The sequence below is a fragment of the Candidatus Accumulibacter cognatus genome (assembly GCF_000584975.1).
Classification (GTDB): domain Bacteria; phylum Pseudomonadota; class Gammaproteobacteria; order Burkholderiales; family Rhodocyclaceae; genus Accumulibacter; species Accumulibacter cognatus.
Genome location: NZ_JDST02000005.1, coordinates 19,416 through 38,126 on the forward strand (window position 1 = coordinate 19,416; position 18,711 = coordinate 38,126).

Here is an 18,711-nt window from a genome sequence, read left to right on the forward strand (position 1 = left end):
GAGAGCCCTGGAAGGTGCGGAGCAGTTGTTCCGTGCCCTCTTGTTTGGCAGAAGGAGAGTTCATGGGATTTCAGCCCGTGTATGTCGTCGATGGCGCGAGAACGCCTTTTCTCAAAGGGCGCAATGCACCCGGGCCGTTCACGGCGAGCGATCTGGCGGTGCAGGTCGGACGCGCACTGCTGATCCGCCAGCCGTTTTTGCCGAGTGACCTTGATGAGGTCATTCTTGGTTGTGTCAGTCCATCGCCCGATGAAGTCAACATCGGCCGTCTCGTCGCCCTGCGTCTGGGTTGCGGCCACCGGGTGCCGGCCTGGACCGTGATGCGCAACTGCGCCAGCGGCATGCAGGCGATCGACTCGGCGATGGCCAACATTCAGAATGGACGTTCGCGTCTGGTGCTTGCCGGTGGTGTCGACGCGCTGTCGCATGCACCACTGTTATACAACGAAACGATGGTGCGCTGGTTTGCTCAGATGATGCAGGCCCGGACGCTCAGCCAGAAGATCGGCTTGTTCACCCGGCTACGTTTGTCGCAAGCCCTGTCTCCTGTAATCGGCCTGTTGAAGGGTCTGACCGACCCGGTCGTTGGTCTGCTGATGGGGCAGACCGCCGAGAACCTTGCCTGGCGATTCGGTATCTCACGCCAGCAGATGGATGAATACAGCGTTCGCAGCCACCAGCGTGCCGTCGCTGCGCGTACCGCCGGGCACCTTGGCGAGATCGTTCCGCTCGTTGATGGCAAGGGCAAGGTCTACAACGATGATGACGGGGTACGTGCCGATTCGAGCATGGCCGGACTCGCCAAGCTCAAGCCGTTTTTTGACCGCAAGTATGGCCGCGTGACTCCGGGCAACAGCTCGCAAATCAGCGATGGGGCCGCATGGTTGCTCCTGGCTTCGGCGGCCGCGGTCGAAGAGTGGCAGCTCGAGCCGCTTGGCGCCATTATCGACAGCCAGTGGGCTGGCCTGGATCCGGCGCAGATGGGCCTCGGCCCGGTACATGCCGCAACGCAGATCCTGCAGCGCCATCAGCTTGGGTTGGCGGACATCGACCTCTGGGAAATCAATGAGGCCTTTGCAGCACAGGTGCTTGGCTGCCTCGCGGCCTGGGCGTCGGACGACTATTGCCGCGAGCAGCTCGGTCTGCCGGGCGCGCTTGGCCAGATCGCGCCGGAGCGTCTCAACATCGACGGCAGTGCCATCGCAATCGGTCATCCGGTCGGCGCTTCCGGCGCTCGCATCGTCCTGCATCTGCTGCAGGCCCTGCGTATTGCCCGGGCGAAGCGCGGTATCGCCGCAATCTGCATCGGTGGTGGCCAGGGCGGGGCGATGCTGCTGGAAACCTTCGATCAGGCACAGGTAAAACGGAGAACTTCATGAATATCAATGGGTTTCAGAACTGGCGGGTGTCGGTGGACGCGGCAGGCATCGCCTGGGCGACGCTCGACCGCGTTGGCGAGTCGACCAATGCGCTTTCCAGTGCGGTCATGAATGAACTCGCGCAGCTTCTCGACCAGTTCGATCGTAGCCCACCGAAAGGGTTAATCTTCCGGTCGGGGAAGGCGGCCGGCTTCATTGCCGGTGCCGACATCCAGGAGTTTACACAGCTTGATACTGCCGAGAAGGGCATCGAATTGGTGGCGCGTGGCTGGCATCTCTTCAACCGTCTGGCAGCCGTTTCTTATCCGACGCTGGCGCTGGTACGCGGCCACTGCCTGGGTGGCGGGCTTGAACTAGCGTTGGCGTGTCGTTATCTGCTGGCGGTTGACGAGCCCTCGACCCGGATGGGGCTGCCGGAAGTGATGCTCGGCATCGTTCCGGGTTGGGGGGGCATGTTGCGCCTGCCGGAACGGATTGGCCCGCAAGCGGCGCTCGACATGATGCTGACCGGCAAGACGATCGATGCCGTCAAGGCGAAACGCATCGGGCTGGCCGATGACTGCGTACCGGCACGCGTCATGGATGGCGCCGCGGCATTGCTGGTGCTCGCCAATCAGCCGCGCCGCCATCCGCCCCTGCTGAAGCGCCTGCTCAATGGTCCGTTGAAGGGTCTGGTGGCGAGTGCTGCAAGAAAGCAGGTCGGCAGGCGCGCACGCCGCGAACATTATCCGGCACCATACGCGATCATCGACATATGGGCCAATCACCAGGGGAATGCGTTGGCAGCACCGACGCTGATCGACCGCATGGTCCGTTCGCCGACGGCGCGCAATCTGGTGCGTGTTTTCTTCCTGCAGGAACGCCTGAAGAACTTTGGCAAGGCCAGCAGTGATACAGTCAGGCGCGTTCATGTCGTTGGTGCCGGCGTGATGGGCGGCGACATCGCGGCCTGGTGCACCCTGCGCGGGCTGACCGTCACTCTGCAGGATCAGGGAATGGCGCGCATTGCTCCGGCCCTGCAACGCGCCTATGCGGCATGGAGCCAGCGCATCCGGGACAAGCGCGAACTGCGCAACGTCATGGACCGGCTGATTCCTGACCCGGAAGGCCACGGTGCACGCCAGGCGGACATGGTGATTGAGGCAATTTTCGAAGACCTCGACGCCAAACGCGCTTTGCTCGCCAAGCTCGAAGCGGTGATCAAGGCTGACGCGGTGCTGGCGACGAACACTTCCAGCCTGCGCATCGAGGACTTGTCCACGGTGCTGGCCAGACCGCAACGTCTGATCGGGATTCACTTCTTCAACCCGGTCGCGAAGATGCCGCTGGTCGAAGTCGTTGCCGCTCCAGGTGCCGATCCTGAAATGCTGCAGCGCGGGACCGCTTTCGTCAAACAGATCGATCGCCTGCCGTTACCGGTCAAAAGTGCGCCGGGCTTCCTGGTTAACGCCGTTCTCGGACCCTATATGCTCGAAGCGATGCGCGCCGTCGATGAGGGTTTCTCGGCGGCAACGGTGGACGAGGCGATGCTCGCCTTCGGCATGCCGATGGGCCCGATCGAACTCGTTGATATGGTCGGACTCGACGTTGCCATGGCTGCGGGCAAAAGCCTTGCAGAGGCCGCAGCCGAGCCACCGAAATGCCTGCTGGAACGTTTCAATGCTGGCCACCTCGGCAGGAAAACTGGCCGGGGTTTCTACGACTATCCTGCTGGCCGACCCGCCAAAGGGCCGGCGGGAACCGTTCCCGCTGGCCTCTCCGCCCGCTTGGTGAAGCCCCTGCTTGACCGGACGCAGCAACTCGTCAGCGACGGGATCGTTGCCGATGCCGATCTGGCCGATGCCGGTGTGATCTTCGGTACCGGGTTCGCTCCCTTTACCGGGGGGCCGATGAATTACGTCAAGGGGCATCAGGCCTGAAGTGGCAATGGTCACGGTCGAACCCTTCGCCATCTCAGTCTTGCGGGACGGACGCCGATGCGGCCACACCGAAGATCACTTTTCGGGGTTCTCTGCGTGCTACTCGATTCGGGGAAATTCCTCCGGGTCTGCCGCGTGCATGAAACGACCACTTGCCAGGAAATAGACGATCTGTGCGGCGCAACGCCGCGAGACGAGCATTTCCGAGTGTGCTAGCGGCAGGTCGATGAAATCGGTGGCGCCGGGCAGTCGCGTCTCCGCCAGCGTGACGAGGCCATCGTTCGGTGTCGGCAAGTCCGCTAGCACTCGCCCCAAACCGACGCTACGCGTGCCCGCCAATACTCCGACTTCGACCGTCGATCGCTGCAGCGTGGTGGCGTCGGGGCCCCTGGATAGCCACTCCATCGTCGATTGCCCAAGCAGTGTAGGGAGCCCCCAAAAGCTTGACAGGCGACGCGCAGCGTAGCTGTCACTACAGGGGGTGCCGAGCAGGACGGCCCGGCGCAGACGGGGATCGCCGGTCTGCGCCAGCATGTCCAGGATGATCAGACCACCTAGGCTATGGCCCACCAAATGGATGCTCTCTGCGCTGGTCTCGGCCACACGGGTCTGCAGTTCCGCGGCATTTTCCGACAAGGTTGCACGCACGCTGCGGTAGCCGAAGCGCAACGTACGGTAGCCAAGGCGCTCGAGCCATCGGCTGTGCAACACGAACACCGCGGCTGGCGTCCACAAGCCGTGCACCAGGATCACCAATTCGCCGGCGTGTCCCTCGTCAGACGTTACCTCATGATCCAAGTTGCACTCCGCATGAATGGGCGTGTTCGATCTGGGGGAAGGCCGTGCACTACCATGGTGGCCGGATGGAGCCGAGTCGCTTCCCGGTGCTTCATTGAGGGTTGCCCTCGATTCTGCTGCTCGGGGCCGAACGATGGCGACTGTCCTCGGCTTCCAGTCCAGTGATGACTTCTCCGGCGATGCGGTAGGACTTGCCGCGGAAAAGAGCCAAGACCTGTCCCTTGCGGTCGCGGATGGTTGTGTCGTAGACCCCGGTGCGCCCGGCGAGAGAACGCTCCTCACACTCGGCTTCCAGTTCTTCGCCTTCACGTGCAGGGCTGAGGAAGTCGATGTGGCAGGCCGAGGCAACCGTGTTACGGTTATAGCTATTGCAAGCGTAGGCAAAAGCGGAGTCAGCGAGGGTAAAAAGGAAACCTCCATGGCAGATATGATGAGCATTGACCATATCTGGTCGAACAACCATCGAGAGTCGCGCATACCCTGGTCGGACAGCCATCAGACGGATGCCGATCAGCTTCAGTGCAGCGTCGCGGCTGTACATTGCTGCGGCTGTTTGTTCAGCGAGCAAGATCGGAGCTGGTGCATTGTGCCCAGCGCTATTGGACTTGGACATGCAGGTTCCTTTCGGAAAAGACATTGATTGGGCTGCGAGTGACAGCGTATTGCTTGGCAGGACCGGTAAAAATGGTACAAAACAAGCCGATTGATATTAAAAGGCGTATCATAACGCGCTTTTTGACAATTTTACCTTCTAGTTGATGGCTTGCTGGTAACAGGAGTCGAGCTGACAGCCTGGGGCGAATGGACGAGAACTCACAGAAACTGGTTCGAGAGGAAAGCCGTTTGATCGAGGCAGTGCCGGATTCGCTGCACGACGGGCAAGTCGCCGTCACGTGGACCAGGCGGTGCCGTTTGCTGTCTCTTCGGGGAAAGGCGATACTGGATGACGCCACAGGAATGGCGCGCCGATGAGTGTCGCGATACACACGCGGATCGACGAATTCAGACGGCAGAGGCGGGTGCATGCCGGTTCCTTGATTGTCTCGCTCTTTGGCGATGTCGTGTTGCCGCGGGGCGGGCGAGTCTGGCTGGGCAGCCTGATTCATTTGCTTGGGCCCTTGGGGATCAATGAGCGCTCGGTCAGGACTGCCGTCTTTCGCCTGACCAAAGACGAATGGCTGTGTAGCGAAGCACTGGGCCGTCGTAGCGAATACCGCCTCACGACTTCCGGAGAGCGTCGCTGTGCCGATGCAGCGCGACAAATCTATGCTGCCCGCGCGCCGCACTGGGATCGTCGTTGGCGACAAATTCTGGTACTTGGCGCGTTCGCTCAGAAGGACCGCGAGGCCCTGCGCCGAGCTCTCTTCTGGCAAGGTTTTGGTGCCTTGGGCGCGGAGTGTTTCGTGCACCCCAGCGCGGACCTGCCACGTGTCCTTGACGCACTGCTGGCGGACGGTCTGGCGCATTTGCTGGCCGGGTTGATGCCGTTGCTTGCCGCAGATGCCAGCCTGGTGGGTACAGCTGGAAACGCCGACTTGGTCGCACGGGCCTGGGACCTGCGCGAACTCGGGCAGGCCTATGCCGAGTTCGTCAGTACCTATAATTCTGTCCTGGTGGAACTACGTAGCGATCCCCTTGCCACAGCCGATGAAGAGGGCGCTTTTCTCCTGCGATTACTATTGATTCACGACTATCGGCGCTTGCTACTGCGCGACCCGGAACTTCCCGAGCAATTGTTGCCTGCGGAGTGGCCGGGAGAGCGCGCGCGGCTGCTCTGCAAGGATCTCTACCGACGATTGCTGGTGCCTGCCGAGCGCCATCTTGACCGTCTATTGTTGACCGCGGACGGTGTTTGTCCACCTCTACAACCGATCGTATACGAGCGTTTCGCCGAAGACGATCCGCTGCGCTGCCTTCGCCTTGACGTATCAGATCATGCCGGCGAGAAATAATGTGGAAATTATCCAGCGACTCACGAAGAGCGTTGGCAGCAATCCTCGGGCCGAATAGAACCGCAACAGGGGCACTGGCCTAACGGTCGGTGCCCCTGCGATGCGACTGCTGCGCGATCCTTCTTTGGCTTTACGCGGTCGGACTGGCTTGTTGCTTCTTGTAGAAGCCAGTTTCGGCCAGCACGTCCTGTTCCGCAAAGGCGGCCTTTTCTCGGGCTGCGGTTTCGCTGGTGTCGAGAACCGATCCGAGCCAGGCGGCGAGAAATGCCAGAGGCATCGAAAAGAGTGCAGGTTGCTCGTAGGGGAACAACGCGGTCGGATTGCCGAGGACGGTAACCCACACCGCCTTGGAGCAGACTACCAGCGTCAAGGCAGAGATCAGTCCAACCATGGCACCGAGAACGGCACCGCGAGTGGTCAGACCTTGCCAGTACATCGAGAGTATCAGTACCGGGAAATTGGCCGAGGCGGCAATGCCCAGCGTGAGGCCAGATAGGAATGCCAGATTGTGCTTCTCGAACATGATCCCGAGAATGACCGCGAGCACGCCCAAGCCCAAAGAGGCAATCTTGGACACCTTGATTTCTTCAGCCTCGGTCGCCGTACCCCTCTTGATCGCGTTGGCGTAAATGTCATGCGAAATCGCCGAAGCTCCGGCGAGAGCGAGTCCCGACACTACTGCCAGGATGGTTGCAAATGCCACCGCCGCCATGAAGCCGAGCAGCAGGTTTCCGCCCACGGCATGTGCCAAATGCATTGCTGGCATGTTGCCGCCGCCCAGCAATTTCCCGCCGACGATTCCTCCCTCGAAGTACTGCGGATCGGTGCCGACGAGTACGACGGCCGACAGCCCGATCAAGCCGATCATCAGGAAGAAGAAGCCCATCAGGCCGGTGGCAACGAAGGCACTCTTGCGCGATTCCACGGCATTCGGTACCGTAAAGAAACGCATCAGGATGTGCGGCAGACCGGCGGTACCGAAGACCATTCCAAGTGCCAGAGAAACAGCGGAAATCGGGTCGGAGAACATGACACCGGGGGCGAGGATCTTGATTCCGTCCTTATGCACGGCGGCGGCTTTGCTGGCCAGCGTTTCGAAGCTGAAGCCGAATTTCGAGAAAGCCAGCAAGGCCATTAAGGTGCCGCCGGAAACCAGCAGAACAGCCTTGACGATCTGCACCCAGGTTGTGGCCAGCATTCCCCCGAAAGTTACATAGATGACCATCAGCACGCCTACTGCAACTACGGCGATCCAGTACTCGACCCCGAACAACAGCTTGATTACCTGGCCGGCACCCACCATCTGAGCGATCAGGTAGAAAATGACTACAGTGAGGGAGCAGATCGCCGCTGTAGTGCGTACGGGACGCTGCGACAGACGAAAAGACGTGACATCGGCAAAGGTATAGCGCCCGAGATTGCGCAGCCGCTCCGCCATGATGAAAAGAATCATCGGAAAGGCTACGATCAGGCACAGGCAATAGAGAAAGCCGTCATAGCCCTTGGCGAAAATCAGGCTGCTGATGCCGAGTAGTGTTGCTGCGGAGAGCAAGTCGCCAGCGATCGCGAAGCCATTCTGGGTGCCGGTGATGCCTCCCCCTGCAGCATAGTAATCGCTGGCCGTCCTTGTACGCTTGGCTGCCCAATAAGTGATCGCGAGCGTGATCGAGACAAAGAGCAGAAACATTGCAATGGCCGGAATGTTGGCGGTTTGTGCTTGGCTTCCTGGCGTAGCCAACGCCAGGCCTGTCCAGGTCAGCAATCCAAGGCTCGTGATCGATTTTGGCGTCAGTCCACTCATTGGTTGGCCTCCTGTACAATCTGATCGCTCAGGCCGTCGAAATCGCGGCTGGCACGGCGAACGTAGATGCCGGTCGCCACCCAGAAAAACACGATCATCGCCACCCCCAGGGGGATGGCGATGGTCGTCACGCCGGCACTTGATACGGGTGTTGCCAAGATGCTTGGTTTGAACGCCACGATCAATACGAAAGAAAAGAACACGCCCAGTGTGCTGCCAGCTAATAGCCAGGCCAGTCGCTTTCGGCGCCTGACCAGTTCTGCGTATCTAGGATGGCTGAGAATCCTTTGGTAGATTTCGGTGGACATACGAATCTTGTCTCCTCTTGATGAATTCGAGGTGCCTGAATTTGCACGCATCCCTCGATGGTCTGCTGGTTTTTTTGATATCAGTCCCCAACCGCGAAAACAGGTTCTTTCATCTTCCTACATAGGCTTCCCTCCTTTGGGCTCCTGAGCGGGGTGAATGGCACGTATCCAGTGCCCTGCGCTTCCTGCAGCGAGGCGCTCGACCGTCAGTTCTGTATGTGATGACGAGCACATGCTTCTAGCTTCTACGATCGTGCTGAGGTGGCCGTGGGAAGCGGGTGTGCAGGCGGGCCGTCGTCAAGGGCGCATTCACCCACAACGCATCCTGTTAGCTGATCGGGGTCTGAAGCGAGACCATGTGGCTGATGGGTGCGACCACAGGCCGTTGTTGTTGGAAATAGCCTTCGCTATGAATCATCTTGGGCTTGGCGCCCAAGGCTTTTACTGCCGAGACACAGTCTTCAACGAAAGCAGGGCTGCCAGCGATGAAAATGGAGAAATCCGACAGATCGCTGAACAGAGAGGGGAGGACCTGGGGCACGCGGCCACAGAGACCCTCATGCTGTTCGCGTGTCAGCGTATAGATGTAGCGAAACCCCGGGTGTTTGGCTTGCCACCATGCCATCAGGCCCGATTCATACAAATCGTGGGTGGTACGTGCAGAGAACAACAGGGTGACCGGTTGGCTGTAGCCACGACGCAAGGCCGCGTCAGCCAGGGCCAGTACCGGCGCTAGGCCTGAACCAGCAGCAATGCATAGCACCGGCGCGTCAACCGAAGGATCACCGATGAATGTGCCATAGGGTCCCGACAAGGTTACGGTGTTGCCGACATTCAGATGCTGGTGTACCCATGCGCTGGTGACGCCGTCGTCGACGCGCGTGATTTGCAGAGAGATTTCGCCGTCTGGTCGGGGGGCGTTGGCAATCGAGTAAGAGCGCGGGGGAATGCCGGACTGGGGTGAGCCGAGCATGATGTATTGTCCTGGCCAGTAACGCATGGGTGAGGCAAGTGGCCGCAGCCGCAATTCCAGAATGCGGGGTGTACGCATCAGGCGATCGACGACGATGAACTCCTGGTTTTCTCGGGGCGGGAAGAGTTTTGGCTGGGCATCCTCGGTACCCCAATCGATGACCAATTCATCGGAAATTGGTTTGGCCATGCACATCAGCCCGTAACCCTCATGGCGCTCCTGCTGGGAAAGGGCCATGTCCAGAACGAAGCCCTGGTCGAAGGTGCCGCTCAAAACCTTAACCTTGCATTCTCCACAGGCCCCGGCACGACAATTGTTGGGCAAGGCATAACCGGCGGCTTCCAGCGCTTCGAGTACCGCGCTACCTTCCTGACATTCGACGATGTGTCCCGAAGGGTGCAAACGAATATGTTTCATGGCCATTCACGTATTCAACCAAGTGATCAACGGTGGCCCAGCAACGGGCCTCCTTCCCCTAACGAAAAAGTTTTCGGTCTAGAACACTGGAATGATGTCCTCCATGTCCACATCGCGAATTTCCTCGCCGGTGATACCCACCTCGGGGATTGCCGGGAAGGGAATGTCGAACTTGTCGAGAACTCCCTTGAGGTTGAGCATCGCGTTGCGCCAGTTGTCTTTCTTCGCTTCATATTCCGGGATGTGGAAACCTGCGCTGCGGGCAATGGCTTCAGCTTCGCGCTGGTTGGCGATGAAGTCCTTCGGAATATCCCAGAAATCCTCTGGCGGTTCGAAGAGAACGCCTGACAGGAACAGGAATCCGGCTCGGATCTGCTTGGTGATCAGCGGCCGATCCGTGAGGTCGAGTTTGGGATAGTCGCGCTCCATCAGCGACATGCAAATCGCCATGTGCCGTCCTTCGTCCCGTCCAACATTGCGGAATGCCTCCTTGAACACCGGCTCCACGCATTGCGCAGCCATCTGGTGGAAGATCGTCGCGGCGGCGATTTCGCCCATCAGGAAGGAACTGAAAAGAACGGCGAGACTGTATTTGGGGACTGCCGTCTTGTACCCCTCCCAATAACGGGAGCCGTTGTAGTACAGCCAGTGCGCATTTTTCTGGGCTTTCCGGCCGATCTCTGTTTTCGGAACGTAAGTAAGAACATCGGGGTGTTCAAGCAGTCTGGTGATAGCCATTCCGCACAGTTGCTCGTGGTTCTGCTCGTCACGAGTCACCGAGAAAAAGCAGCGCCTGACGGCCTCTTCCTCATGGGCTTCGTAGGTCTTGATCAGTGCCGCGGCGAATACGGGGGGCGCGGAGGCGTCGAAAACGGACAGGATGGTCCACCAATAGGCTATGGCTTCCCGTTGCTCCCACGAGTATTTCGACAGATCCAGGGTGTTCCAGGGAAGTTTTTTGGGGTCCCAGGCTTCGCGCAGCGAAGAATCCCAAATGTCTTCCAGTTTCCTGGTCTTGGCAGGCCAACTCAGCGGAAAGATGTTGGGCTGCTCGGTTGCCGTCGGCAATTCCATTTTGCCAGCGATGCGCTCATGTTTCGACATGGATGATTCCCTTTCAATTTGGTTGCGTGGTCCCGAGACACCGGTGGGTGTGGCGTTGCGGGGGGTGCCGTGGAGCCGTCCGCAGAGCGGTACTGCTCGTTGCGAAATCAAAGAACTGCTAGGAACCCAAGCCTTGGACGGTAGGGGCTGGGGCACAGAAAATCTGCCGTTGTCAGACTCGCCGACCCGCCAATTGGCCTAATAATGTTACATGTTTTTAGGGTGTGTCAACCACTTGTGTGTTACTTTAAGGTCGGTGCAGCCCGGTTCTACAGGCGCCTGCCGAATCATCTGGGAAGGCCTATGGTGTTCGAAAGATCGTATAAATTTCCTGATGTTATTACCATTAAGGATGCGTTCTGATCGTACATCCGATCTGGCATCGAGTTATTATCGATACAAGACCTTGACAGTCCGTCGTGTTCTTTGTAACGTTTCTCATTAGGATTATTGCTAGGCCGCCGCCCTGATTGAGCCGTTGGCGAGGGCGAGGCGTTGATGTAAAACTATGTGGAGGAACTATGGCTCACCCCTTGTTTGAAAGGCACCGTGCAACTCTGGATGCCGCCCTTGAAGCGATTCGTGTTCGCGGCTACTGGTCAGCGTATTCCGAGATGCCGAGCCCCAAGGTCTATGGGGAAACAGCGATGCAGGATGGCAAGGCCGCCATCGATGCCTTGCGTGGTCAGGAGTTTTTGCTTGACATGCCGGGGCGGATCGGGGCGGTGGCGTCCGAACGTTCGCCTTACGGCGTGGAACTGTCGATCAGCTATCCGGAATGCGATCCGCAGGCGCTCATCGATGCCGGTCTAGCGGCCATGCCGGCATGGCAGAAGGTCGGTGCCGACGGCCGTACCGGAATTTGCCTTGAGGCGCTGCAGCGCATCAATCAGCGCAGCTTCGAGATTGCCCATGCGGTGATGATGACCACCGGGCAAGGCTGGATGATGGCATTCCAGGCCGGCGGGCCGCATGCGCAGGACCGCGGATTGGAGGCGCTTGCCTATGCCTGGCGAGAGATGTCCTTTGTGCCGAACGAAGCGCTTTGGGAAAAACCTCAGGGCAAGAACCCACCGCTGACGATGCGCAAGCACTTCGAGATTGTTGGCCGTGGCGTGGCCTTGGTGATTGGTTGCGGGACCTTCCCGACCTGGAATACCTATCCGGGTCTTTTCGCAGCGCTGGCGACAGGCAATGCCGTGATTGTCAAGCCGCATGAAAACGCCATCCTGCCGGCGGCGATATCGGTCAGGATCATCCGCGAAGTACTGGCGGAAAACGGCATCGATCCGAATCTGGTGACGCTTGCGGTGACCTCGGACCGCAAGACGACGCAGGCGCTGGCGGTCAATCCGGCGGTGAAGTCTGTAGATTTCACCGGCAGTAATGCCTTTGGGGAATGGTTGAAGGAACATTGTCGACAGGCACAGGTGTATGCAGAGCTGGCGGGTGTGAACAACGTGATCATTGAATCCACCGATGACTACAAGGGAATGTTGAAGAATCTGGCTTTCACCTTGGCGCTCTACTCCGGGCAGATGTGTACGACGACGCAAGCGATCATCGTGCCGGCGGATGGCATTGAAACCGATGAAGGGCACAAGAGCTTCGACCAGATTGGCGCGGATCTCGGGGCAGCGCTTGACGGCTTATTGGCGAAACCCGAAATCGCTACTGCGGTTCTCGGCGCCATTCAATCGTCCGACACTCTGGCCCGGCTGGCCGACGCGGCGGCGCTTGGCGAGGTCGTGGTCGCTTCGCGCAAGATCGAGCACGCGGAATATCCCATGGCAGAAGTCCGCACGCCCATCATTCTCAAATGTGATGCTGCCGATGAAGGGGCCTACATGCAGGAGCGCTTTGGCCCGATCAGCTTTCTAGTCCGTGTGCAGAACAGTACTGCCGCTGTCGCGTTGTCGGAGCGCCTGGTGCATGAACACGGTGCCTTGACGGTTGGTCTCTATTCGACGCAACCCGAAGTGGTCGAAGCCGTGACCGCTGCGACTTGCCGTGCCAAGGTGGCACTGTCGATCAACCTGACCAGCGCGGTTTATGTCAACCAGTCAGCCGCTTTTTCTGACTACCATGCGACCGGGGGCAATCCTGCGGCAACGACCTGTTATGCCGATGCCGCATTCGTCGCCAGCCGTTTCCGTGTCGTACAAAGGCGTTATCACGTCTAGCGCTTCACGGGTCTGGCGCTTGGGTCGAAGGCCGCGGTGCATGCAGGGCGCGCCGCCGGCCGCTGAAGCCAATAGGCTGGTCTGCAAGGGTCATCCGACGGTGCACTGTGGTTGCGCAGAGACCGAGACCGAGAGTGAAGTGGTCCGTGGCCGAAAGCGTTCCTCCGCCAGCTGGCGAGCACGGAGAACGTTCCTGGGCCGGGATCTTGCCCAACAACCTGGTGAATGAAAGGGGTGTGCATGGCTTTCGAGACTATTCTTTTCTCCGTTGTGGACGGAGTGGCGCGTCTGACGCTGAATCGACCGGATCGCCTCAACAGTTTTACCGAACAGATGCACGCGGAAGTGAGGGCGGCCCTGGCGCTGCTCCGCGAGGACAGAACGGCGCGCGTCTTCGTTCTCAGTGGCGCTGGCAGAGGTTTCTGCGCCGGTCAGGACCTGGCCGATCGAAGTGTCTTGCCTGGAGAGGCCCCGGTGGATCTGGGAGCCAGCGTCGAGAACAATTACAAACCGCTCGTCCTGGCGCTCCAGAATCTGGCGATGCCCACGATCTGTGCGGTGAATGGCGTTGCCGCCGGGGCGGGTGCCAACCTTGCTCTGGCCTGCGACCTGGTTGTGGCCAGCCGTTCCGCATCCTTCATCCAGTCATTCAGCAAGATCGGTCTGATCCCGGATACGGGGGGGACTTACGTATTGCCGCAGCGCATCGGCGTTGCACGCGCAATGGGGCTGGCATTGCTCGGAGACAAGCTTGCAGCCGAACAGGCGGCCGCATGGGGCTTGATCTGGTCATGTGTCGATGACGCGCAGTTCGCTGAGACAGTGGACCGTCTGGCCGCACAACTCGCACTGGCTCCGACCAAGGCGCTGGTCCGCACGCGGCAGGCGATGCGCGCCAGCCATCTCAACACTCTGGAGCAGCAACTCGACCTCGAACGCGACTTCATGCGCGAACTCGGTCACAGTGACGATTATCGGGAAGGCGTCAGTGCCTTCATGGAAAAGCGGTCGCCGCGGTATACCGGCGAATAGGCCGTCCGCCCACTGGTAACACGGCTGGCGCCATGCTCACGGTGAGGCGTCAGTGAGGCTGCGAAGTATCCATCCGATGGCGCAACAAGAGGATATTTCGCCTGCCGCAGTTACAGCAGCAGATTCATCCAGCGTCACGGAAGGAATCGTATTCCGTCATATTACTAACAAGGAGGAGATCGTGACCAGCAAAACCCCCCAGCCGGGAGATTTGGAGCCCATTGAAACCGCCAGCCGCGACGAGATCTCGGCATTGCAATTGCAGCGCTTGAAGTGGAGCCTGAAGCATGCGTATGACAACGTTCCGCACTACCAACGGACGTTTTCCGCTGCGGGTGTCCATCCGGACGACTTGCGCAGTCTTGAAGACCTGGCGAAGTTCCCGTTCACGACCAAGGTTGATTTGCGGGACAACTATCCTTTTGGCTTGTTTGCAGTGCCGCGCGAGAAAGTGGTGCGCGTGCACGCCTCGTCGGGAACCACCGGCAAACCGGTGGTGGTCGGGTATACCCGTAACGACATAGACATGTGGGCCAATGTCGTGGCGCGGTCGATCCGCGCAGCTGGTGGGCGGCCCGGCGACATCGTGCACGTGACTTACGGTTACGGACTATTCACCGGTGGCCTGGGTGCGCACTATGGTGCCGAGCGCCTGGGTTGTACTGTGATTCCAATGTCCGGCGGTAATACCGAAAAACAGGTCCAGATCATTCAGGATTTTAAGCCCGACATCATCATGGTGACCCCTTCGTACATGCTGGTGATCGCCGAAGAGTTCGCAAATCAGGGCCTTGACGGTCGCGACTGCTCGCTCAAGTTGGGAATTTTCGGGGCCGAACCCTGGACCAATGAAATGCGTCGCGAAATCGAATCCAAGATGGGTCTTGATGCGGTGGATATCTATGGTCTTTCGGAGGTCATCGGCCCCGGCGTGGCTAGTGAATGCGTGGAAACGAAAGATGGCCCGGTGATATGGGAAGACCATTTCTACCCTGAAGTGATCAACCCGGAGACCGGTGAAGTGTGTGCCGATGGCGAGGAGGGCGAACTGGTGTTCACCTCTCTGACCAAGGAGGCTTTCCCGGTCATTCGCTACCGGACTCGCGACCTGACCCGTTTGCTGCCCCCGACGGCGCGTTCCTTCCGTCGGCTGGCGAAAATCGTCGGGCGTTCCGACGACATGTTGATCATCCGTGGGGTGAACGTATTCCCGACACAGATCGAGGAAATGATCCTTCGCGACGACAAATTATCCGGGCAATACCAGATCGTGGTGTCCCGCGATGGCCTCATGGACCAAATGGAAGTGCTGTGTGAACTGCAGCCAGGCGTCGCCAAGCAAATGTCCCCGGCCGACGTCGCAAGCGTGGGACGACGTTTGCAGCAGACCATCAAGTCGCTGATCGGCGTATCGACCCAGGTTCAGGTCCTGCCGCCAAACTCGATCACCCGAACCTTGGTGGGCAAGGCCAAGCGGGTCATCGACAAGAGGTTGGGTAATGGCTGAAGCGTTCATCTGCGACGCAGTGCGAACGCCGGTCGGTCGCTATGGGGGCAGCCTGGCCACTTTACGGGCCGACGATCTGGCTAGCCTGCCGATTCGGGCCCTGGTCGAGCGCAATCCGGGTGTCGCCTGGGAGCAGGTCGATGACGTCGTCTATGGATGCGCCAATCAGGCCGGTGAGGACAATCGCGATGTGGCGCGCATGGCCGTTCTTCTTGCGGGTCTGCCAGTGGATGTCCCGGGAAGCACGCTCAATCGCTTATGCGGTTCCGGTCTGGACGCGATTGCCCAGGCCGCACGCGCGATTCGCTCCAGGGAAGCGGACCTGATGATTGCCGGCGGTGTCGAAAGCATGTCGCGGGCACCGTTCGTCATGGGCAAGGCCGCCAGCGCTTTTCAGCGCAGCCTTGAAGTATTTGATACGACCATCGGCTGGCGTTTTGTTAACCCGAAAATGAAGGCCGCGTACGGGATCGACTCGATGCCAGAAACGGCCGAGAACGTCGCTGCCGAGTTTGCCATCAGCCGCAGCGATCAGGATGCATTCGCGTGGCGTAGCCAGCAGCGCTGGGCGGCTGCCGACGCTGCCGGCCGTTTCGCGGACGAGATTCTGGCCGTCGAGATTGCGCAACAGAAGGGCGAGCCCAAACGATTTGTTCGTGATGAGCATGCACGTCCGGAGGTGACGCTGGAAGCGCTGGCGGCGCTGAAAGGAGTGGTCAAGAGTGGCGGTACGATCACTGCCGGTAACGCGTCCGGAGTCAATGATGGCGCATGTGCGCTGCTTGTTGCCAGCGAGGCGTCGGCGGCGCGTCATGGCCTGGTTCCCAAGGCGCGCATCGTCGGCGCTGCAGTCGCCGGCGTTCCACCGCGCATCATGGGGATCGGGCCGGCACCCGCGACGCGCAAGCTGCTCGCGCGCCTGGGTATCGATCTCATGGACATCGATTTGATCGAGCTGAACGAAGCGTTTGCAGCGCAGGGGCTGGCCGTGTTGCGGCAATTGGGCCTGCCCGATGATGCCGAACAGGTTAATCCCAATGGTGGCGCCATCGCCATTGGCCATCCTCTGGGAATGAGCGGGGCAAGGCTGGCGACAACGGCTACCTACGAGCTGCAGCGACGCGGTGGCCGTTATGCCCTATGTACGATGTGCATCGGTGTCGGACAAGGCATTGCGATGTTGCTGGAACGGGTCTGAGTGGTCTTGTCGGGCGGCGGTCGGGCACTTGCCGCCCGGTGATTGCCTGGATCAGGTTTTCAGCGTGCGCTGCCGATAGACGCCGGGAGCCACGCCGGTCCAGGTCTTGAACGCCCGGTAGAAAGCGGCAGCATCCGAAAAACCGATGTGTTCGGCGATTTCCTCGATCGACAGACGAGAGTGATCGAGGCAGTCGATCGCGACGTCGCGGCGCAGACCGTCCTTGATTTCCTGGAAGTTGGTGCCTTCGCCAATCAGCCTGCGGTGCAAGGTGCGCTGCGAAAACCCGACCGCTTGTGCCGCTTCGGCGATGTCCACATGCGCCGGCAGCGCATCTTTCAGGATGGCTCGGATCTTCTCGCTGAGCAGGTCGGTGGCGCGATATTGCCACAGCAGATTTCCCGGTGCGGCGCGCAGGAACTGGTGTAGAGAGTCGACGTCCTGGCTGACTGCCCGGTCAAGGTAAGGCACCGGGATGCCCATGGCCGATACGGGTGCGGAAAAGGCAATTTCGCCAGGGAACAAACGAGCGTATTCGTCCCCGTGTATCGGACACGGCCCCGCGAAACGTACTGCCGTCAATTTGATGCGTTCGCCGATGAGCCAAGAAGCAAGGATATGCAGGCTTTTGAAATAAACGACCGGGAGGAAAGTCGGGTGTTGTTGAGAGCGGGAGGAGGGCCCGGTCAAGGTGATCCAGGCAACATCGCCTTCCTTTCGGAAGTTCAGGTGAATCTCGTCGGTCAGCAGGCGGTGGGCTTTGACCCAGCGTGCCAGTACCACGTATAGCGACAGGGCACCAAACAGCGATGCACGGGCAAGGAAGACGAAGGAACCTCGTCGCAGCGGCTTGGCAAGGTGGCCCATCATTTCATCGTCCAGCTCGTCCATCAGCGAAAGTACCAGGGTTTGGTATTGGGTTCCGGAGATGCGTGCCAATGGTAATTCGATCAACTCGCGCGGGATATTCGCATGTTCCAGAAACGGCTGCGGATCTTGCTGGCGGAGTTTGAGTCCACCCAGCGTTTCACGTACGAAGCCGATGTGTACGGAGATCGGAGGCGAGTTCATGGTGTCCAAAGTTCCTGGGAAATTTTGGCAAATTTTGCAATTTTTAGGCGTTCGGTGCAATGGCGTTCGGGCAGTCCTTTGCTTTAGCATTTGCGATGTGGACATTGACAACACAGGGTAGTTATTGACAACCGGGTAAGGCAGGACACCTGCGGGTGAGACCCGATTTTGGGAGGCAGCGATGATCGACAAGAAGTGGATTGGCTACACAGGACCAGAAGTAAGCTTTGATATTGAAAGAGGAAGATTGAAATTCTTCGCGCAGGCGATCGGCGAAAGCAATCCGATCTATCTGGATCAGAAAGCGGCACAGGCGGCTGGTTACCGCGACTTGCCGGTACCCCCGACTTTCCTGTTGGCGGCTGATCTGGACTCGAATGAACTGTTCAGTACCTTGGCAAAAATGGGCGTGTCGCTGGGAAAAATCCTGCATGGCGAGCAGGGCTACACCTATCACCAGCCGGTCTGTGCCGGCGAGACGGTCACGGTATGTTCGAGGATTTCCGACATCTACGACAAGAAGGGCGGAGCCTTGGAGTTCATCGTCCGTGATTCGAGTGTCACCAACGCCAGCGGTGAGTTGGCGGCAGAGTTCCGTAGTGTCATTGTGGTTCGCAATTAGGAGAGGGTGAGATGGTCGAACAGAATATGGTGATCAATGTGGGCGATGTCATTCCCGAGTTGAAACTGCCGCCGGTCACGCGTACGACGCTGGCCTTGTTCGCCGGCGCATCCGGCGATCACAACCCGATTCATGTCGACATCGATTTTGCGCGCAAGGCGGGAATGCCCGACGTGTTCGCGCATGGCATGCTGAGCATGGCCTGGCTCGGGCGCCTGCTGACTGCCTGGGTACCGCAGTCGCAGTTGCGTACCTGGTCGGTGCGCTTTTTGGGGATCACTCATCTTGGCGACCGCGTGACCTGTGGCGGACGGGTGCTCGAGATCTTCGAAGAAAACGGCGAGCGGCGGGTCAAGCTGGAGATCCAGACCCGTAATCAGGAGGGCGAAGTCAAGATTGCTGGCGAGGCAGTGGTCTGTTTGCCCTGAGGGGCATGCTGGTCATCCG

The 18,711-nt window shown here is 59.5% G+C and carries 16 protein-coding genes; 9 read left to right on the top strand and 7 right to left on the bottom strand.

Translation table 11 applies throughout. From position 1 onward, the window contains the following. Positions 1 to 62 precede the first annotated feature (62 nt). Positions 63 to 1,379 carry an acetyl-CoA C-acetyltransferase gene (locus AW06_RS01380; RefSeq protein ID WP_034944445.1) on the top strand — a complete coding sequence of 439 codons (1,317 nt, stop codon included), beginning with the start codon at positions 63 to 65 and terminating at the stop codon, positions 1,377 to 1,379. Continuing rightward, positions 1,376 to 3,298, top strand: coding sequence for a 3-hydroxyacyl-CoA dehydrogenase NAD-binding domain-containing protein (locus tag AW06_RS01385; RefSeq protein WP_034944448.1), 1,923 nt, complete (start codon positions 1,376 to 1,378; stop codon positions 3,296 to 3,298). Before AW06_RS01380 ends, AW06_RS01385 begins: the two co-directional genes overlap by 4 nt. A 99-nt stretch (positions 3,299 to 3,397) precedes the next feature. On the opposite strand, the gene AW06_RS01390 is transcribed toward AW06_RS01385, so the two are convergent. Together AW06_RS01390 and paaI are read right to left on the bottom strand one after the other, a co-directional pair. Then, entirely contained in the window at positions 3,398 to 4,096 is a 699-nt protein-coding gene (locus tag AW06_RS01390) for an alpha/beta fold hydrolase (protein ID WP_046535658.1), read from the bottom strand. 91 nt (positions 4,097 to 4,187) lie between these two features. Next, positions 4,188 to 4,709, bottom strand: coding sequence for a hydroxyphenylacetyl-CoA thioesterase PaaI (gene paaI / locus AW06_RS01395; RefSeq protein WP_046535657.1), 522 nt, complete (start codon positions 4,707 to 4,709; stop codon positions 4,188 to 4,190). Between the two features lie 355 nt (positions 4,710 to 5,064). Between paaI and paaX the strand changes: the two genes are divergently transcribed. Continuing rightward, positions 5,065 to 6,048, top strand: a complete 984-nt coding sequence (gene paaX, locus AW06_RS01400) for a phenylacetic acid degradation operon negative regulatory protein PaaX (RefSeq protein ID WP_171047365.1) — start codon at positions 5,065 to 5,067, stop codon at positions 6,046 to 6,048. A gap of 130 nt (positions 6,049 to 6,178) precedes the next feature. Here the strand turns inward: paaX and actP are convergent, their stop codons facing one another. From actP to AW06_RS01420, 4 genes are all read right to left on the bottom strand, one after another. Continuing rightward, positions 6,179 to 7,849 carry a cation/acetate symporter ActP gene (gene actP, locus AW06_RS01405; RefSeq protein WP_034944451.1) on the bottom strand — a complete coding sequence of 557 codons (1,671 nt, stop codon included), beginning with the start codon at positions 7,847 to 7,849 and terminating at the stop codon, positions 6,179 to 6,181. After that, positions 7,846 to 8,157, bottom strand: a complete 312-nt coding sequence (locus tag AW06_RS01410; protein WP_034944453.1) for a DUF485 domain-containing protein — start codon at positions 8,155 to 8,157, stop codon at positions 7,846 to 7,848. Before AW06_RS01410 ends, actP begins: the two co-directional genes overlap by 4 nt. A gap of 328 nt (positions 8,158 to 8,485) precedes the next feature. Then, positions 8,486 to 9,547, bottom strand: a complete 1,062-nt coding sequence (locus AW06_RS01415; protein ID WP_034944531.1) for a 2Fe-2S iron-sulfur cluster-binding protein — start codon at positions 9,545 to 9,547, stop codon at positions 8,486 to 8,488. 78 nt (positions 9,548 to 9,625) lie between these two features. After that, positions 9,626 to 10,651, bottom strand: a complete 1,026-nt coding sequence (locus tag AW06_RS01420; protein ID WP_046536546.1) for a diiron oxygenase — start codon at positions 10,649 to 10,651, stop codon at positions 9,626 to 9,628. Between the two features lie 521 nt (positions 10,652 to 11,172). Between AW06_RS01420 and paaN the strand changes: the two genes are divergently transcribed. The 4 genes from paaN to pcaF all read left to right on the top strand — a co-directional run bounded on the left by paaN (position 11,173) and on the right by pcaF (position 16,571). Beyond that, a complete protein-coding gene (gene paaN / locus AW06_RS01425; protein WP_034944455.1) occupies positions 11,173 to 12,834 on the top strand; it encodes a phenylacetic acid degradation protein PaaN in 1,662 nt (553 codons plus the stop codon). A 240-nt stretch (positions 12,835 to 13,074) separates the two neighbouring features. Next, a complete protein-coding gene (paaG, locus tag AW06_RS01430; RefSeq protein ID WP_034944457.1) occupies positions 13,075 to 13,866 on the top strand; it encodes a 2-(1,2-epoxy-1,2-dihydrophenyl)acetyl-CoA isomerase PaaG in 792 nt (263 codons plus the stop codon). A 181-nt stretch (positions 13,867 to 14,047) separates the two neighbouring features. Further along, positions 14,048 to 15,373 (top strand): phenylacetate--CoA ligase PaaK, encoded by a 1,326-nt coding sequence (paaK, locus tag AW06_RS01435; RefSeq protein WP_034944458.1) that lies wholly within the window; start codon positions 14,048 to 14,050, stop codon positions 15,371 to 15,373. Continuing rightward, positions 15,366 to 16,571 (top strand): 3-oxoadipyl-CoA thiolase, encoded by a 1,206-nt coding sequence (gene pcaF, locus AW06_RS01440; RefSeq protein WP_034944459.1) that lies wholly within the window; start codon positions 15,366 to 15,368, stop codon positions 16,569 to 16,571. Before paaK ends, pcaF begins: the two co-directional genes overlap by 8 nt. Positions 16,572 to 16,622: 51 nt before the next feature. Here pcaF and AW06_RS19635 read toward each other — a convergent pair whose 3' ends face one another. After that, positions 16,623 to 17,642, bottom strand: a complete 1,020-nt coding sequence (locus AW06_RS19635) for an AraC family transcriptional regulator (RefSeq protein ID WP_273704277.1) — start codon at positions 17,640 to 17,642, stop codon at positions 16,623 to 16,625. 181 nt (positions 17,643 to 17,823) lie between these two features. Here AW06_RS19635 and AW06_RS01450 point away from each other — a divergent pair, with 181 nt between their 5' ends. Together AW06_RS01450 and AW06_RS01455 are read left to right on the top strand one after the other, a co-directional pair. Continuing rightward, the gene (locus AW06_RS01450; protein ID WP_034944460.1) at positions 17,824 to 18,264 is read left to right on the top strand and encodes a MaoC family dehydratase N-terminal domain-containing protein; all 441 of its coding nucleotides are present in this window, start codon (positions 17,824 to 17,826) and stop codon (positions 18,262 to 18,264) included. 11 nt (positions 18,265 to 18,275) lie between these two features. Then, on the top strand, positions 18,276 to 18,692 hold the full coding sequence (locus AW06_RS01455; RefSeq protein ID WP_034944461.1) for a MaoC family dehydratase: 417 nt from the start codon (positions 18,276 to 18,278) through the stop codon (positions 18,690 to 18,692). The last annotated feature ends 19 nt before the right edge of the window (positions 18,693 to 18,711 follow it).

Excerpts from the sequence above, each read along its gene's own strand:
- AW06_RS01380 (WP_034944445.1), top strand. The coding sequence starts at position 63 with ATGGGATTTCAGCCCGTGTATGTCGTCGATGGCGCGAGAACGCCTTTT.
- AW06_RS01385 (WP_034944448.1), top strand. The coding sequence starts at position 1,376 with ATGAATATCAATGGGTTTCAGAACTGGCGGGTGTCGGTGGACGCGGCA.
- paaI (WP_046535657.1), bottom strand. The coding sequence starts at position 4,709 with ATGTCCAAGTCCAATAGCGCTGGGCACAATGCACCAGCTCCGATCTTG.
- paaX (WP_171047365.1), top strand. The coding sequence starts at position 5,065 with ATGAGTGTCGCGATACACACGCGGATCGACGAATTCAGACGGCAGAGG.
- actP (WP_034944451.1), bottom strand. The coding sequence starts at position 7,849 with ATGAGTGGACTGACGCCAAAATCGATCACGAGCCTTGGATTGCTGACC.
- AW06_RS01410 (WP_034944453.1), bottom strand. The coding sequence starts at position 8,157 with ATGTCCACCGAAATCTACCAAAGGATTCTCAGCCATCCTAGATACGCA.
- AW06_RS01415 (WP_034944531.1), bottom strand. The coding sequence starts at position 9,547 with ATGAAACATATTCGTTTGCACCCTTCGGGACACATCGTCGAATGTCAG.
- AW06_RS01420 (WP_046536546.1), bottom strand. The coding sequence starts at position 10,651 with ATGTCGAAACATGAGCGCATCGCTGGCAAAATGGAATTGCCGACGGCA.
- paaN (WP_034944455.1), top strand. The coding sequence starts at position 11,173 with ATGGCTCACCCCTTGTTTGAAAGGCACCGTGCAACTCTGGATGCCGCC.
- paaG (WP_034944457.1), top strand. The coding sequence starts at position 13,075 with ATGGCTTTCGAGACTATTCTTTTCTCCGTTGTGGACGGAGTGGCGCGT.
- pcaF (WP_034944459.1), top strand. The coding sequence starts at position 15,366 with ATGGCTGAAGCGTTCATCTGCGACGCAGTGCGAACGCCGGTCGGTCGC.
- AW06_RS19635 (WP_273704277.1), bottom strand. The coding sequence starts at position 17,642 with ATGAACTCGCCTCCGATCTCCGTACACATCGGCTTCGTACGTGAAACG.
- AW06_RS01450 (WP_034944460.1), top strand. The coding sequence starts at position 17,824 with ATGATCGACAAGAAGTGGATTGGCTACACAGGACCAGAAGTAAGCTTT.
- AW06_RS01455 (WP_034944461.1), top strand. The coding sequence starts at position 18,276 with ATGGTCGAACAGAATATGGTGATCAATGTGGGCGATGTCATTCCCGAG.